Origin of the sequence: Sphingomonas sp. LY54, assembly GCF_035594035.1 — a bacterium.
In the GTDB taxonomy this organism is placed as follows: domain Bacteria; phylum Pseudomonadota; class Alphaproteobacteria; order Sphingomonadales; family Sphingomonadaceae; genus Allosphingosinicella.
In genome coordinates, this window is the sequence record NZ_CP141588.1 from 2,049,247 (window position 1) to 2,065,229 (window position 15,983).

The window sequence follows — 15,983 nt, forward strand, 5'->3', positions numbered from 1 at the left end:
CCGTGGATTGGCTCTTCGCCTGCATGGGGGCTGGCGCGCGCGAGATCGGTCTGTTCGCCGCGCTCGGATTCATCCTGCTCGGCGGCGGCGACCTCATGGTCGACGCGCTGTGGATCGTGCGCGTGTTCCGAGAGCGCGTGCGCCGGACTTGCGACGATCCGGCCGTCCTTGAAGCGCCTTATTCCCCTGGGCTGCTCGCCGTTTTCATTCCTGCCTGGGATGAATCCGTCGTCATCCGCGCCATGTTGCAGAATGCGCTCGCGACGTTCCGGGACGCCGAATATCGCATCTATGTCGGCTGCTATCCCAACGATCCGGCGACTGTTCGCGAGGCGCGATCCATAGCCGACCCACGCGTGCGGATCGTCATCGGTCCTGTCGACGGTCCCACGACAAAAGCTGATTGCCTCAACCGGTTGTGGGAAGCGATGCTGGCCGACGAGGCAGCGGAAAATCGACAGGCCAAGGCCGTCGTATTGCACGATGCCGAGGATGTCGTGCACCCGGCCGAGCTGGCCGTGTTCGATCGCCTGAGCGAGCGGTTCGACCTGGTCCAGCTGCCGGTGGTGCCGCTGATCGACCCCAATTCGCGCTGGATCGCCGGCCATTATGCCGACGAATTCGCCGAGGCGCACGGCAAGGAACTGGTGGTGCGCGCCGCACTCGGGGTCGGCCTGCCCTCGGCCGGCGTCGGCTGCGCCTTTGCGCGCGAAGCGCTGGCCCGCGCCGCTTTGCAGTCGAGCGGGCTGCCCTTCGACGCCGACAGCCTCACCGAGGATTATGAACTCGGCCTGCGGCTGCGCGCGACCGGCGGCCGCTCGGTGTTCGTGCGGCTGGTGCGTGGCGGGACCTTGGTTGCAACGGAGGAATATTTCCCAGGCACGATCGGCGCGGCGGTGGCGCAGAAGGCGCGCTGGATGACCGGTATCGCGCTGTCCGGCTGGGATCGGCTCGGGTGGAGCGGCGGCCTCGCGGAGCGCTGGATGCGGCTGCGCGACCGCCAGTCGGTGCTCGCCGCGATCTTCCTGCTCGCCGCCTATGTCACTTTGCTTTCGTGGAGCCTGGCCGTGCTCGGCCACGTCTTCCTGGGCATCGCGCCCGCCCCGGTGCCGGCCTTTCTGGCGGTGCTGCTGCAAATCAATTTCTGCATGTTCCTGTGGCGGATCGTGATGCGGTTCACCTTCGTCACGCGCGCTTATGGCTGGCGCGAAGGGCTGCGCTCGATCCCGCGGGTGATCACGGGCAACATCATCGCGATGATGGCGGCGCGCGCGGCAGTGGTCCGCTATCTGCGCATCCGCCGGACCGGCACGGCCGTGTGGGGCAAGACGGCCCACGCCTTTCCCGTCATCCTCCCGGCCGAATGACGCCGCCGGCGCCGCTGCGCTTCCTGGCGCTCGTGCTGGTCGGCTGGATCGGCCTGCGCGTTGCCGCGCTGGCGCCCTGGTCCGAGAAGGCGGCGGCCGATGCGCCGCAGCCAGGCGCGTCCCAGGCGATTGCGCCGGTATCGAATCCGGTGCGCGCTGCAGCCTCGGTCGCGTCGGCTCTCGTCGCTGCGCCGTTGGTACAGCCAAGGGTGTTGCGGCCATCCGTGGACCGGCCGGGGCCCGCGGGGTCGTCCTTTGCGCCCACGCCCGCAACCGATCAGCCGGAGGCCACGCCCGGCCCACTGCTTCGGCCGACTGCGCTGGCGGCCCACGCGCCTCCCGCCGTCTGGCCGCTAGCCCCGCCTCCCACGTCAGCCAGCGACCGCTGGTCGGCCTCGGCCTGGCTGTTCGCTCGGCGGGGCGGAGACGGCACGTTGGCGACGGCGGGGACGCTCGGCGGCAGCCAGGCCGGCTTGCGGGTCGGCTACCGGCTCAACCGCGATACGGCGCGGCCGCTTTCGCTCAGCGGCCGCCTCTATGCTCCGCTGGAAACGGACGGCGCCGAGGCCGCGGTCGGCCTCGAATGGAAGCCGCTCGCCGATGTCCCGGTCCGCATTCTGGCCGAGCGCCGGCAGAGACTGAGCGGGGACGGCCGCTCCGCATTCGCGATTCTCGCTTATGGCGGCGTCAGCGAGGCGCGCATTGCCGGCCCGTTGCGGCTCGATGCCTATGCGCAGGCGGGAATGGTTGGGCTGCATTCGAAAGATCTGTTCGCCGACGGCGCCGCTACAGTGTCGCTCCCGCTGGGCGCGCGCGCGCAGGTGGGCATCGGTCTGTGGGGCGCGGCGCAGCCTGGTGTCTCGCGTCTCGATGCCGGGCCGCAGGTCAGCGTGCGCCTGCCCGTCACCGCCGCCAATCTGCGCCTGTCGGCCGGCTATCGGGTGCGGGTGGCGGGCGATGCGCTGCCTGCCTCCGGGCCCGCGCTCACCCTGGCCGCGGATTTTTGAGTTTTCGCGGGCCGGGCCGCCTTCCGTAGCCCGCCTTTAGCGGCTAGCGTCGCGCCGACCCATGGATATCTATTTGCCCGTCGCCGGCCTGTCCGTAAACGCGCTGATGATCATCGGCCTCGGCGGCGTCGTCGGCCTGCTGACCGGCATGCTCGGCGTCGGCGGTGGTTTCCTCACCACGCCGATCCTGATCTTCTACGGCATCCCGCCCGCGGTCGCGGTCGCGTCGGCGACGACGCAGATCACCGGCACCAGCGTGTCGGGCGTGATGGCCCATCGCCGCCGCAAGGGCGTCGATTACCGGATGGGCGGCGTGCTCGTGGTCGGCGGCATATTCGGCGCGGGCGCCGGCGGCGCGCTCTTCCGCCTGCTTCAGGACAGCGGCCAGATCGATACGGTCATCGCCATGCTCTATGTCCTGCTGCTCGGCGGCATCGGCATATTGATGGCCCGGGAATCGGCCGAGGCCCTGGAGATCATCAAGCCCAAGCCCGACAAGAAGCCCGCGCGTCGCCATCATCCGCTGATCGCGGTGCTGCCGCTGCGCTGGCGCTTCTATCATTCCGGCCTCTACATCTCGCCGCTGGCGCCGCTCCTGCTCGGTTTCTTCTCGGGCATGATGACGGTGCTGCTCGGCGTCGGCGGCGGCTTCATCGTCGTGCCGGCGATGATCTACCTGCTCGGCATGTCGACCATGATGGTGGTCGGAACGTCGCTGTTCCAGATCCTGTTCGTCACCGCCGCGACGACCTTGATCCACGCCACCACGACCAAGTCGGTCGATATCGTGCTGGCGGCTCTGCTGCTGCTCGGCAGCGTGATCGGCGCCCAGTTTGGCGCCCGTTTCGCTCAGACGGTAAAGCCGGAGCTGCTGCGCATGGGCCTCGCGATCGTCGTCATCGCGGTGGCGCTGCGCATGGCGCTACAGCTCGGCTGGCGACCGGCCGAAATCTATACGGTGCAGTTGCTGTGACCTGGGTCCGGATACTGGCGCTGCTCCTGTTCTGGCCGCTGACGATCGGCGCCACCGAGCCCAAGCTCGTGCCCGACGTGTCGCATCGCGACATCGAGATACGCTACAGTTTCACCGGCGCCGAACTGCTGCTGTTCGGCGCGATCGTCTATCCCGACGGCCGCATACCGAAGACGCCGGACATCGCGGTCGTGATCAAGGGCCCGATGGTGCCGATCATCGTCCGCGAAAAGCAGAAGGTGGCGGGCATCTGGATGAACGTCGAGAGCGAGCGCTTCCGCTCCGCCCCCTCTTTCTACGCCGTCGCCTCTTCGCGCCCGCTGCCCGAGCTGGTCGACGAGCGCACCGCCGCGATCTACGAGCTTGGCCTCGACAATATGCAATTGTCGCCCGGCGCCGGCGCCACCCCCGAGGAGCGCCGCCGCTTCGAGGAAGGGCTGATCGACCTGATGAAGCGGCGCCAGCTCTATTTGGAGGATCCCACCGGCGTCGAGATAACGGAGGGCGTTCTCTATCGGGCGCGGGTCGACATTCCGGCGCGGGTGCCGGTCGGCGAATACACCGCCGAGACCTTCCTCATCCAGGACGGACGCGTGGTTGCCGCCGCGGTGCGGGAGATCCGGATCGAGAAGCTCGGCTTCGAGCGCTTCGTCGCAATGGCGGCCGAGCGCTGGTCGATCGCCTACGGCCTGTTCGCGGTTCTGGTGTCGCTATTGCTGGGCTGGGGCGCGAGCGCGCTGTTCCGGCGCACGTAGCACCCGTAAGCGGCGCCAATCACTTGTTTACCCCTGTCGTCTAGGGATTGGACGGTACGTCTCTTCACAAGGGAAAGACCGGCCGCGCATGGACGAAATGATGAACTTCAGCAGCTTGCCGGGCGCGGCCGATCAGGCGCCCGCTACCCACGCCGTTTCGCCGCAAATGCGGGCGAAGGCGCGGCACGAGGCGCTGGGTTCCGTCGCGTCCGTCACCGGCGGCGGCGCGCAGATCGAGATCGAGGGACGCCGCCTGCGCGAGCTGGCGCTGGACAGCGACCCGACGGTCGCCATGTCGGGCCAGGTCGGCAGCCAGGTGAAGCTGGAATCGGGCCGCCGCTGGCTGCTCGCCAACGTCCGGAACCTGCGCCGCACCGACAGCGAAAGCGATGTCATCAGCGCCGAGATCGACTTCCTCGGCGAAGGCGACGAGGACGAGGCGACCGGTCGGCTGGTCAATTTCAAGCGCGGCGTCACCAGCTTCCCGATTCCCGGCAACCGCGTCTTCCCGGTCACCGGCGACGACTTGAAGCAGATGTTCGCCGCCGACGACCGTCCCCATATCGAGATCGGCACCGTCTATCCGACCCGCGACGTCCGCGGCGCCCTCTATGTCGACGCCCTGCTCGGCAAGCATTTCGCTTTGCTCGGCTCGACCGGTACCGGCAAGTCGACCGCGACCGCTCTGATCATGCACCGCATCTGCGACATGGCCCCGGAAGGCCATATCGTCATGATCGATCCGCACGGCGAATATTCGGCCGCGTTCAAGGGCTATGGCGAGCTGTTCAACGTCGACAATCTCGCCATGCCTTATTGGCTGATGAACTTCGAAGAGCATTGCGAGGTGTTCATCACCTCCGCCGGCGCCGAGCGGCAGCGCGACAGCGACATCCTCGCCAAGTGTCTGCTGCTCGCCCGTTCGAAGAACCGGGCGGCCGAGGGCCTGACCAAGCTGACTGTGGATTCGCCGATCCCGTACACATTGTCGGACCTCACCAACGCCATCAATCACGAGATGGGCCTGCTCAACAAGGCGACCGACACCGCGCCCTTCATGCGGCTCAAGACCAAGATCGACGAGCTAAAGGCCGATCCGCGCTACAGTTTCATGTTTTCGGGGATGCTCGTCGCAGACAGCATGACCGGCTTCATCTCGAAGATTTTCCGCCTGCCGGCCAAGGGCAAGCCGATCTCGATCGTCGACGTCTCGGGCGTTCCGTCGGACATCACCTCGGTGGTGGTGGCCGTGCTTTCGCGCCTCGTCTTCGATTATGCGATCTGGTCGCGCAACGAGCTGCAGCGGCCGGTGCTCCTGGTCTGCGAGGAGGCGCACCGCTACGTGCCCGCCGACAAGACTTCGAGCGGCCAGGCGGTGCGCAAGGTTCTCGAGCGGATCGCCAAGGAAGGCCGTAAGTACGGCGTGTCGCTGGGGCTCATCACCCAGCGTCCGTCCGATCTGGCCGAAGGCGTGCTCTCCCAGTGCGGCACGATCATCTCGATGCGCCTCAACAACGAACGCGACCAGGCTTTCGTGAAGAGCGCGATGCCGGAGGGCGCGCGCGGCTTCCTCGACGTCATCCCGGCGCTGCGCAACCGCGAATGCATCGTCTGCGGCGAAGGCGTCTCGATCCCGCTGCGCGTGGCCTTCGACGATCTCGAGCGCGACCGCCGTCCGGCCTCGTCGGATCCGGCCTTCTCGGACCTGTGGAAGCAGACCGGCGACGAGGAGGCGATGGTCGCCCGCGTCGTCAAGCGCTGGCGCGCCCAGGGCCGCTGACGGCCTTCCCCTCGGAACCAAAAAAGGGCGGTGCCGAGGCGCCGCCCTTTTCCTTTTCAACGAACCTTTTTGGGCTCAGCCCTTGGCGGGCTTCTTGTCGGTCTTGGCTTCCGCCTGCTGGACCGGGCCGCGCGCCGCGCCGGTCGGGACTGCGAGCAGGTTGCGCAGCTTCTGCCGGAAGCTGGCGAGCTCGCCGCCGGCAAGCTGGGCGCGCATCGTGAACTTGACCGACGCCGGGTTGATCGGCGTGCCGTTGCGATAGAGCTCGTAATGGAGGTGCGGGCCGGTCGAGAGGCCGGTGGAGCCGATATAGCCGATCACCTGGCCCTGGCGGACGCGCTGTCCGGGCTCGGCGACGATCCGGCTCATGTGGCTGTAGCTGGTCATCAGGCCCCCGGCATGGTTGATCCGGACCTGCTTGCCGTAGCCCCCGGCCCAGCCGGCGCGGGCGACGCGGCCGTCGGTGGCGGCGAGGATCGGCGTGCCGTAGCCGCCGCGGAAGTCCATGCCCTTGTGCATGCGCGAGTAACCGAGGATCGGGTGGCGGCGCATGCCGAAATTGGAGGAAACCGCGCCCGGAACCGGGCGCTGCAGCATTCCGCTGGTCTTGCCGACGCCCGAGGCCTCGAACCATTGCAGGCGGCCGCCCTGGTCCCACTGCATCAATTGCAGGTCCTTGCCGTTGGCGCGGTTGAGGCCGGCATAGAGGAGTTCGCCGGTCTCGGTCTCGCCGGTGGCGGCGCGGCGGTGCCGGACGATGATGTCGAAGCGATCGTTAGCGCCGACCGAGCCGATGTTGAGCTGGGTGGAGAGTGCGCGGATATAGGCCTCGACCGCCTTGGCGGGTGCGCCGGCGGCGCGCGCCGTGCGGTAAAGGCTGGATCCGACCGTCCCCTGGATGCGCAGCGGCGTGTTGTCGACCGCGATCGGGATCTGGGTGAGCTGCAGCGCCCCGCCCACACGGTTGACCTCGAGCTTCAGATCGAAATCGGCACGGAAGGCGAGCGCGTCGAGCGGGCGCGGCACGTTGCGGTTGGGGCGGCGGCCGAGAGTCAGGTCGAGCGTCGTGCCGCCCTTAAGGTCGGCGAGCGGCATGACCCGGGCGATCATGGCCGCGACGGCCGCTGCTTCCTCGTCGGCGATGCCGGCGCGTTCGAGCGCGCGCGCGAAGCCGTCGCCGCTGGAGAGCGTGGCGACGAGGTCGATGCTGGGCCGTTCGGGCGTGTCGGTGAGCGGTTCGACCGCGTCGGTCGGCGCCATGCGGCGGCCGGTGTCGCCGCCGTAAGCGAGCGGTGCGATGGCGAGCGTGCGGGCCTCTTCCCATTGCGCGTCCGGCAGGACCGGCGAAGCGGCGTGGAGCGGCTCGAGCCCGGGGGCGAGCGCATAAGCGGCGTAACAAAGGAGGCTGCAGGTCGCGAGACCGCGCCACCAGGTGCGCGATCCGATCCGCGCGCCGAGGTCGGTAACGAGTTCGATATCCGCAGCGGGGATCGCGTCCTTGACCTTGCTGCCGAAACCGCGGGCGATCGCCGGCCGGTGCAGCGCATTGTCCAGGCTCAGCGCGGCCGTGCCGCTGCCGTTGCCGGACGAAAACTCGTTAAATTGATACAAGATTGCCCCGCACCTTCGGTAATCTGCCCCCGCCGCTTTCGCGACGGCCCGGAAACTCTGGGGAAACAGGGTTAAAGTAAAGTGTAGAATTACGGAGATGGGCCAACCTGTGCGGTGAATCGCGCCGTGCCATCGACGAACCGAAGAATTCGCGGGAACCTTAGGGAAAGATTGCGCTTTCGCGCGCCAATGCCGATCTATCGCCCATGAGCGACTACGCCCGGGCGCCCCTTGCCGCCATCCTCGGTCCGACCAACACTGGAAAGACCCATCTGGCCGTCGAGCGCATGTGCGCCCATTCGAGCGGGATGATCGGATTCCCGCTGCGACTACTGGCGCGCGAGGTCTACGACCGGGTCGTCAAATTGAAGGGCGAGAGCCGGGTCGCCCTGATCACCGGCGAGGAGAAAATCCTGCCGAAGGACGCGCGCTGGTTCCTTTGCACGGCGGAATCGATGCCGATGGAGCGCGATTTCGCGTTCGTCGCGCTCGACGAGGCGCAGCTCGGCGCCGATCCCGAGCGCGGCCATGTCTTCACCGATCGGATGCTGCACGCCCGCGGCCGCGAGGAGACGATGATCCTCGGCTCCGAAGCGTTGAAGCCGATGGTGCGGGCTTTGCTGCCCAAGGCCGAGATCATCAGCCGGCCGCGTTTCTCGACCCTGAGCTTTGCCGCTCCGACGAAGCTGTCGCGGCTGCCGCCGCGCTCGGCGATCGTCGCCTTCTCGGCCGAGCAGGTCTATGCGGTCGCCGAGATGCTGCGCCGGATGCGCGGCGGCGCGGCGGTGGTGATGGGCGCGCTCTCGCCCCGCACCCGCAACGCCCAGGTCGCCATGTACCAGGCCGGCGAGGTCGATTATCTCGTCGCCACCGACGCAATCGGCATGGGGCTCAACATGGACGTCACCCATGTCGCCTTCGCCGGCCTCGGCAAGTTCGACGGCCGCCGGCGCCGCCGGCTGACCCCGGCCGAGATGGCGCAGATCGCGGGCCGCGCCGGCCGGCACCAGCGCGACGGCACGTTCGGCACCCTGCTGCTCGACGGCGAGCGCAGCGCCGAATTCACGCCCGAGGAGATATCCGCGATCGAGGAACATCGCTTCGCGCCGATGGACTTCCTCTATTGGCGCGAGGGCGAGCCTTCGTTCCGCAGCGTCGAGGCCCTGGTCCGCGATCTCGAGCGGCGGCCGGGCGAGGCCGGGCTCCGCCCTGCGCCCGAAGCGGTCGATCTTGCCGTGCTGAAGCGCCTTGCCGAGGATCCCGAGGTGCGCGGCCGCGCCGTGGGCCCGGACCGAGTCCGCCGCTTATGGTCGGCTTGCGGGCTGCCGGATTTCCGCAAGACCGGCCCCGACCATCACGCCCGCCTCGTCGCGCGCCTCTACGCCTTCCTGACCGAGGGCAATGGCCGCATCCCACAGGGCTGGTATGCCGAGCAGGTCGCCCGGCTCGACAATGTCCAGGGCGATATCGACACGCTCGCCGACCGCATCGCCGGGGTGCGCACCTGGGCCTATATCGCCCACCGCGCCGACTGGCTGCTCGATCCCGCCGCGATGGCCGAGCGCACCCGCGAGGTCGAGGAGAAGCTCTCCGACGCGCTGCACGAACGGCTCACCCAGCGCTTTGTTGACCGCCGCACCGCGGTGCTGATGCGCGACGTCGGCGGCAAGGGCGCGGCCGAATTCCCGGTCCTCGTCGACGAGCAGGGCGAGGTCAGCGTCGGCACCTATCCGATCGGCCGGCTCGAAGGCTTCCATTTCGAGGTCGATCCGGCCGCGCGCCACGCCGACCGCAAGATGCTGCTCGCCACCGCCGAGCGCCGCCTGGGCGGCGAATTCGAGAAGCGCGCCGCCGCTTTGGTCGCGGACACCGACGAGCATTTCACCTTGCGGACCGAGGCGGACCAGATCGTCGCCATCCTGTGGCGCGGGCACGAGGTGGCGCGGCTCGGCCCCGGCAAGAATCTGCTTTCGCCCCGCGTGCTGCTCGACCGCCGCCTCGAGCGCCTGTCGGACCGCGGCCGAGAGGCGGCGATCGCGAGGCTGAAGACCTGGGTCGCGCACCAGATCGAGAGCGTGCTCGGCCCGCTCCGCAAGGTCGGCGCCGCCGGCCAGGATCCGGCCCTGCCGCCCGCCGTACGCTCGGTCCTCGCCATGATCGCCGACGAAGGCGGCAGCCTCGCCCGCTCCGAAGTGGCCGAGGCGCTCGGCCAGGTCCCCAAGGAGCAGCGCCGGCTGATCTCGCGCCTGCGCATCCGCATCGGCGCGCTCGATCTGTTCATGATCGACCTTCTGAAACCCGAGGCGGTGCGCTGGCGCACGGCGTTGCGGGCCGCCCGCGCCGGCCGGCCGATGCCCTTGCTGCCGCCGCCGGCAAGCGTCGTGCTCGACACGCCGGGGGAGGAGCGCCGCGCCTTGCTCGGCCGGCTCGGCTTCCGCGCGCTCGGGCCGCAGATGCTGCGCGTCGACATGGTCGAGCGGCTCGCCCGCCACGCGCACGAGGCGCGCGCCGGCAAGCAGCCGAGCGTCGTCGATGAAGCGCTCGCCACGTCGCTCGGCCTGCAGCCGCCGGCGGTGGCGCGGCTGATGAAGGATATCGGCTTCCGCCCCTCGTCCGGCGCGGCCGGCTGGGTCTGGAAGGGCCGCGGCCGCAAGCGCCCGGAGCCCAGGCACGATCCCTCGCACGCCTTCGCGGCGCTGGCCGGGCTGCGGCGTGGCTGAGACGATCCGGCTCGACCGCTTCCTGTGGTTCGCGCGGATCGTGAAGACGCGCGGGCTGGCGCAGCAGCTGGCCGAAGGCGGCCGGCTCCGCCTCTCTGGCCGGGTCGTCGATCGCGCCCACGCCGCGGTCCGGGTCGGTGACGTGCTGAGTTTGGCCGTCCGCGGCCAGGTACGGGTGCTGCGCGTCGAGAAACTGCCGCTCCGCCGCGGCCCGCCGGCCGAGGCTGCCCTTCTCTACAGCGAAGTTTCGTCCGTCCCGCGCGACCAGCCGTTGACGAGCGAAGGCGGCGGGGACTAGGGATTCCCTGTCCTCAGGAGAGCTTCTTCATGACGTACGTGGTCACCGACGCCTGCATCCGCTGCAAATATATGGATTGCGTGGAAGTTTGTCCGGTCGACTGCTTCTACGAAGGCGAGAATATGCTGGTGATCAATCCCAGCGAATGCATCGACTGCGGCGTCTGCGAGCCCGAATGCCCGGCCGAGGCGATCCTGCCCGATACCGAGACCGGCCTCGAGAAATGGCTCGAGGTCAACGCCACCTATTCCGCCGAATGGCCGAACATCACCCGCAAGCGCGAGGCCCCGACCGACGCCGACGAGCATAAGGGCGAAGAGGGCAAGTTCGAGAAATATTTCACGACCGAGCCCGGCCAGGGCGACTGACCCGGCTGCCCGCGCAGTCATCGAACTGCAAGCTCGGGGCGGTAGGCCCTGAGAGATATCGGACGAATCGCACCGCGGCGCCTAGCTTTTGCGGGCAACCTTTGCTATATACACGCCATCGAAGCGGGTGCTGGCGCATCCGCATTTTGGTGATCTAGAAGAATCGCCGCAATTCATGACCGGTCCGCATCGTGGGGAGAAGCGGTTTCGTGCATCTTGCGGCTGTCTCCACGGAAAGGTCCACATTCATGGCAGCGAAGGCGTTGAACTTCGACGTTGGCGATTACGTAGTTTACCCCAAGCACGGCGTTGGCCGTGTTGTCGAACTGCAGAGCACCGACATCGCCGGCATGCAGCTTGAACTCTACGTACTGCGTTTCGAGAAGGAAAAGATGACGCTGCGCGTTCCGACCAACAAGGCGGAAAGCGTCGGCATGCGCAAGCTTTCGTCCGACAAGACGATGCAGGAAGCGCTCGCCACCCTCAAGGGCAAGCCCAAGGTGAAGCGCACCATGTGGTCGCGTCGCGCCCAGGAATATGAAGCGAAGATCAATTCGGGCGACCTCGTGTCGATCGCCGAAGTGACGCGCGACCTGTTCCGCGCCGACGACCAGCCCGAGCAGAGCTACTCCGAGCGCCAGATCTTCGAAGCCGCTTCGAGCCGCCTCGCGCGCGAGCTGGCGGCGATGGAGCATGTCGACGAGCCCAAGGCGCTCGAGAAGATCCTCGAGATTCTCAACAAGGCGGCCGCCATCTACAACAAGGACAAGGTCGTCGAGAAGTAAGACTTCCCGCAATACCGGATTCAAAAAGGGCGGCCCGCAACGGCCGCCCTTTTTCATGTTGCCGTCCACCTTACGCCTGTGTATTATTCCGACAACACAGTCGAGGGGAACAACGATGCGTACCGCAATGATTCTGGCTTCCACGATCGCTTTGGCGGCCTGCGGCATGGTCGCCGATGCGCGGGAGAATGGTGATGCCGGTCCGGTCACGCAGCGCAATTTCTCGGTCGCGGGCTTCGATTCCGTCTCGCTCGGCGGCCCGCACAACGTCATCGTCAAGGTCGGCCCCGCCGCCTCGGTGCGCGCGGAGGGCCCGGCCGGCGAGCTCGACCGGCTCGAGGTCGAGGTCAAGGACGGCGACCTCAAGATCCGCACCAAGAAGGGCAAATGGTTCGGCAGCTCGAAGGGCAAGCCCGTCACTGTCTACGTCACCACCCCCCGCCTCGGCAGCGCCGCGATCGGCGGCTCGGGCGACATGAAGATCGACCGCGTCGAGGGCACGCGGTTCGCGGCCGCGATCGGCGGCTCGGGCGACATGGACATAGCGTCGCTGAAGGTCGACGAGGCAAGCTTCTCGATCGGCGGCTCCGGCGCCATCCGCGCCGCGGGCAGCGCAGCCAAGACCAACGTGTCGATCGCCGGCTCGGGCGACATCGATATTTCCGGGGTCGAAAGCCGCACGGCATCGGTCTCGATCGCGGGCTCCGGCGACGTCAAGGCGCGGGCGAGCGACACGGCCAGCGTCTCGATCGTCGGTTCGGGTGACGTCGAGATGGCCGGCGGCGCCAAGTGCAAGGTCAGCAAGATGGGCGCCGGCGACGTGCGCTGCGGAGCCTGATCCTTATCGATCGTTAACCATCTCGGGGGCATGATCGCAGCCATGAACCGGATCATGCCCCTTTTTCTCGCCTGCGCCGCCGCCGCCGCGCCAGCCTCGGCCGCCGACCGCCGCTTCACCGTCACCGATTTCGATCGCGTCCAGGTCGAAGGGCCGTTCGAGGTTGTGCTCGTCACCGGCAAGGCGCCGTCCGCGGTCGCGACCGGCGACAGCCAAGCCGCGCTCGACCGCGTTTCGGTCGATGTCCAGGGGCGCACCCTGCGCGTGCGCGCCAATGCCTCGGCCTGGGGAGGCTATCCCGGCAAAAGCGCTGGCAGCGCGCGCCTTACCCTCTCCACGCACGATGTGCGCGCCGTCACCGTCGCCGGCTCGGGCATGCTCGACGTGAACCGCGTCCGCGCGATGCGCTTCGATGCCGCTTTGTCCGGCACCGGCCGGCTCGGCATCGCTTCGATGGAGGCCGACACTTTGATGGTCGGCCTGATCGGCTCCGGCACGATCGCGATGGCCGGCAAGGCCAAGGCTCTGCGCGCCACCGTCCAGGGCGCGGGCAATTTCGAGGCCCCGGGCCTCGTCGTCGAGGATCTCGACCTCAACGCGGCCACTACCGGCACGATCGCTGTCACCGCGCGGCGCACCGCCAAGGTGACCTCGCAAGGCGTCGGCGAAGTCCAGGTGCTCGGCAAACCCGCCTGCACCATCCAACAGCGCGGCCCCGGCCCGGTCGCCTGCGGGGATTAGAGCGTCGCCTTCTTCCCTCCCTGGAAGGGAGGGGTTGGGGGTGGGTCCCGCCGAGGCACTCGGGAGGCCATCAGCCTGATCGCTCGTTCGACCTTGTTGCGTTCCGAACCATTGCCTCACTGTCCGCTCCGGCCCATTGCGAGCATGGGCTGAATGCCATTACCCTTGAGCGATGTCGCTGCGGAAAAACCGTGTTGTCGTATTAGCCGTGGTGGCGGCACTTGTGCTGATTAGCGCGTGCGAGCGGCCTATCCAGAACCCCACGAAGCTTAGCGCGATCAAAGTCGAAGCGCAGATGCTCATGAAAGCCCATCCAGTTGCCGCGGAGATCACGCGAGCCCAATGGCCGCCCGCAGTTGCCAGCCTTAAGCCCGAGTTCGTGACAATCGACCCGGATGGCCTGCATATAACGACGCGCGCCTATTTTGATGGCGGTTGGGGGTATTTCGTCCCCCGAAAATCCGGCCCGCTGCCGGAGCCTGTCGGAAGATTCGAAAAGGTCGCGGACGGCGTCTTTTGGTGGCATCCTTACTGAACTCACATCTGAAGAGACGACGGCAAGCCTGTCCGACCAGTATCCTTTCCGCCCATCGCGGATATTCACGGCTGCTCATCTAACCGAAGCGCTTGCCTAGCCTCCCTCCCTTGCAGGGAAGGACTGGGGGGTGGGCCCGCCGAGACATTCGGCGCCGCATGCCGTCATTGCGAGGCGCGGCAATCCAGCCCGCACCGGTCGTCGCGTCGATCGCTGGATTGCTTCGCTGCGCTCGCAATGCTGCAAGGGCGGTCCGGCTCGCCACTGCTTGCCTGCAGCGCCTAGATCAGCCCCAGCGCCGCCAGCTTGATCGCCAGGTTCGGGGGCAGGCTCGCCAGGCCTTCGTCGTCGCCGTCGAAATCCTGCGGCGCGTCCTCGGCGGCGAGATAGCGCCAGCCCTGGTGGGCGCGCTTGGCGATCGCCTTCACCGGCACCAGATTGGGATCGAGGCGGATGATCGTGCGCCGGTCGTCGCCCTCGCCGAAGCCGAGGATGGTCTGGCGCGCGCACAGGCGGTGCTTGATGATCCAGTAGATCGATCCGCCGATCAGCTCGTCGGCGCGCTTGGGCATGAAGCGCGTGACGATCGGCACACAGCCGTCCTTCAGCCGCGCTTCCTGCCGCCTGCGCAAAGTGTCGAAGCTCGCGCAGCCGACCGCGACCTTGCTGATGTTGAGGGAAGGCATAAGCCGCCGTCTAGCGCCGCAGTCCCTGTCGGATCAACCGCTTAGCCGACCAGCCCCGTCGCCACGGCGAGGCCGAGGAAGGCGAAGAAGCCCATCGAATCGGTGATCATCGTGACGAACACCGATGAGGCGACCGCCGGGTCCTGGTCGAAGCGCTCGAGCAGCACCGGCACCACGACCCCGGCGAGGCCTGCGATCGCTATGTTGATCAGCATCGCCGCGGCGATGACCCCGCCCAGCGGCGCATTCCAGAAGACCAGCCCCGCACCCACCCCGATCAGGATCGCGATCGTGACGCCGTTCAGCAAAGCGATCCGGATCTCGCGCGAGATGGTGCGCCAGGTGTTCGAGCGCGTCAGCTGGTTCATGGCGAGCGCGCGCACGGCCACCGCCATCGTCTGCGTGCCGGCATTGCCGCCGATCGAGGCGACGATCGGCATCAGCACGGCGAGCGCCACCATCTGTTCGATCGCGGCTCCGAACAAGGCGATGATGGTCGAGGCGACGAGCGCGGTGCCGAGATTGGCGATCAGCCAGCGCACCCGCGCGCGGTAACTGTCGCGGATCGGCTCGTTGATGTCGCCCTCGCCGGCGCCGGAGAGGAGCAGCACGTCCTCGGCCGCTTCCTCCTGGATGATGTGGACGATGTCGTCGACGGTGATCATGCCGACCAGCCGCCCCGACTGGTCGACCACGGCCGCCGAGATCAACGCATATTTCTGGAACCGCAGCGCCACCTCTTCCTGGTCCATGTCGACCGGGATCAGGGTCTGCTCGCGCTGCATCAGGTCGGTCATCTTGAACTTGCGCGGCGTGCGCAGGATCCAGCTCAATTGCACCGTGCCGATCGGGTGATGCTGGGGGTCGACGACGAACACTTCCCAGAAATCGGTGGTGAGATGGTCGCCGGACCGGAGGTAGTCGATCACCTGGCCGACGGTCCAATGCTCGGGCACCGCGATCAGGTCGCGCTGCATCAGGCGGCCGGCCGATTCCTCGGGGAAGGTCAGCGCCTCCTCGATCGCGGCGCGGTCGTCCGGGTCGAGCGCGCGCAGCACGGCGCGCTGCTCGGATTCCTCCAAATCCTCGATCAGGGCGACCGCGTCGTCGGTCTCGAGCTGGCCGGCAATGTCGGCGACTTCGTGCGGCTCGAGCGCCTCGATCAGCTCCTCGCGCACCCAGTCGTTCATCTCGGCGAAGACGTCGGCGTCGAGCAGGTCGGAGACCGTCGCCGCCAGCGCCCGGCGCTCGTCGCGGTCGAGGATCTCGAACAGGTCGGCGACGTCGGCCGGGTGGAGCGGTTCCACCAGGGCGCGCGCGCCGTCGCCGTCGCCGGCATGGACATGGTCCATGACGTCGCGGACGAAGGCGTGCTTCAGCCGGTCGTCCTCGTCGTGCAGGGTCTCCGGCGGTTCCGGGACCCCGGGCGCGGGGAAGGCGGGCGTTTCGAGTTCGCTGTCGCTCATCGCCTCTCCTGATGTGTGGCCAACCGCCTCCTAGGGCGGCTGGCCGCGCCTGT

15 protein-coding genes are annotated in these 15,983 nt (G+C 67.9%); 12 read left to right on the top strand and 3 right to left on the bottom strand.

What is annotated here, in order from left to right:
• Positions 1–2: 2 nt before the first annotated feature.
• The 5 genes from SH591_RS10430 to SH591_RS10450 all read left to right on the top strand — a co-directional run bounded on the left by SH591_RS10430 (position 3) and on the right by SH591_RS10450 (position 5,882).
• Positions 3–1,367, top strand: coding sequence for a glycosyl transferase family protein (locus SH591_RS10430; protein ID WP_324749068.1), 1,365 nt, complete (start codon positions 3–5; stop codon positions 1,365–1,367).
• Positions 1,364–2,374 (top strand): hypothetical protein, encoded by a 1,011-nt coding sequence (locus tag SH591_RS10435; protein ID WP_324749069.1) that lies wholly within the window; start codon positions 1,364–1,366, stop codon positions 2,372–2,374. The genes SH591_RS10430 and SH591_RS10435 overlap by 4 nt, the downstream gene beginning before the upstream one ends.
• A 61-nt stretch (positions 2,375–2,435) precedes the next feature.
• Positions 2,436–3,347, top strand: coding sequence for a sulfite exporter TauE/SafE family protein (locus tag SH591_RS10440; RefSeq protein ID WP_322831448.1), 912 nt, complete (start codon positions 2,436–2,438; stop codon positions 3,345–3,347).
• On the top strand, positions 3,344–4,102 hold the full coding sequence (locus tag SH591_RS10445) for a TIGR02186 family protein (RefSeq protein ID WP_324749070.1): 759 nt from the start codon (positions 3,344–3,346) through the stop codon (positions 4,100–4,102). Before SH591_RS10440 ends, SH591_RS10445 begins: the two co-directional genes overlap by 4 nt.
• A gap of 97 nt (positions 4,103–4,199) precedes the next feature.
• On the top strand, positions 4,200–5,882 hold the full coding sequence (locus tag SH591_RS10450) for an ATP-binding protein (RefSeq protein ID WP_416222335.1): 1,683 nt from the start codon (positions 4,200–4,202) through the stop codon (positions 5,880–5,882).
• 75 nt (positions 5,883–5,957) lie between these two features.
• Here SH591_RS10450 and SH591_RS10455 read toward each other — a convergent pair whose 3' ends face one another.
• Positions 5,958–7,493: a M23 family metallopeptidase gene (locus SH591_RS10455; RefSeq protein WP_324749071.1), complete on the bottom strand. Its 1,536-nt coding sequence runs from the start codon at positions 7,491–7,493 to the stop codon at positions 5,958–5,960.
• 206 nt (positions 7,494–7,699) lie between these two features.
• On the opposite strand from SH591_RS10455, the gene SH591_RS10460 reads away from it, so the two are divergent.
• The 7 genes from SH591_RS10460 (at position 7,700) to SH591_RS10490 (ending at position 13,778) form a co-directional block, all read left to right on the top strand.
• Positions 7,700–10,213 carry a helicase-related protein gene (locus tag SH591_RS10460; protein ID WP_324749072.1) on the top strand — a complete coding sequence of 838 codons (2,514 nt, stop codon included), beginning with the start codon at positions 7,700–7,702 and terminating at the stop codon, positions 10,211–10,213.
• Positions 10,206–10,511: an RNA-binding S4 domain-containing protein gene (locus SH591_RS10465; RefSeq protein WP_324749073.1), complete on the top strand. Its 306-nt coding sequence runs from the start codon at positions 10,206–10,208 to the stop codon at positions 10,509–10,511. Before SH591_RS10460 ends, SH591_RS10465 begins: the two co-directional genes overlap by 8 nt.
• 29 nt (positions 10,512–10,540) lie before the next feature.
• On the top strand, positions 10,541–10,879 hold the full coding sequence (fdxA, locus tag SH591_RS10470; protein WP_322831452.1) for a ferredoxin FdxA: 339 nt from the start codon (positions 10,541–10,543) through the stop codon (positions 10,877–10,879).
• 248 nt (positions 10,880–11,127) lie between these two features.
• Complete coding sequence (locus SH591_RS10475; protein WP_322831453.1) at positions 11,128–11,664, top strand: CarD family transcriptional regulator; 537 nt, start codon at positions 11,128–11,130, stop codon at positions 11,662–11,664.
• A gap of 115 nt (positions 11,665–11,779) precedes the next feature.
• A complete protein-coding gene (locus SH591_RS10480) occupies positions 11,780–12,502 on the top strand; it encodes a head GIN domain-containing protein (protein ID WP_324749074.1) in 723 nt (240 codons plus the stop codon).
• A 30-nt stretch (positions 12,503–12,532) separates the two neighbouring features.
• Positions 12,533–13,243: a head GIN domain-containing protein gene (locus tag SH591_RS10485; RefSeq protein WP_324749075.1), complete on the top strand. Its 711-nt coding sequence runs from the start codon at positions 12,533–12,535 to the stop codon at positions 13,241–13,243.
• 172 nt (positions 13,244–13,415) lie between these two features.
• Positions 13,416–13,778: a hypothetical protein gene (locus SH591_RS10490; protein ID WP_324749076.1), complete on the top strand. Its 363-nt coding sequence runs from the start codon at positions 13,416–13,418 to the stop codon at positions 13,776–13,778.
• Between the two features lie 281 nt (positions 13,779–14,059).
• Here SH591_RS10490 and SH591_RS10495 read toward each other — a convergent pair whose 3' ends face one another.
• Positions 14,060–14,464 carry a DUF1489 family protein gene (locus tag SH591_RS10495; RefSeq protein ID WP_324749077.1) on the bottom strand — a complete coding sequence of 135 codons (405 nt, stop codon included), beginning with the start codon at positions 14,462–14,464 and terminating at the stop codon, positions 14,060–14,062.
• 41 nt (positions 14,465–14,505) lie between these two features.
• Positions 14,506–15,930 (bottom strand): magnesium transporter, encoded by a 1,425-nt coding sequence (gene mgtE, locus SH591_RS10500; RefSeq protein WP_322831457.1) that lies wholly within the window; start codon positions 15,928–15,930, stop codon positions 14,506–14,508.
• Positions 15,931–15,983: the final 53 nt, after the last annotated feature.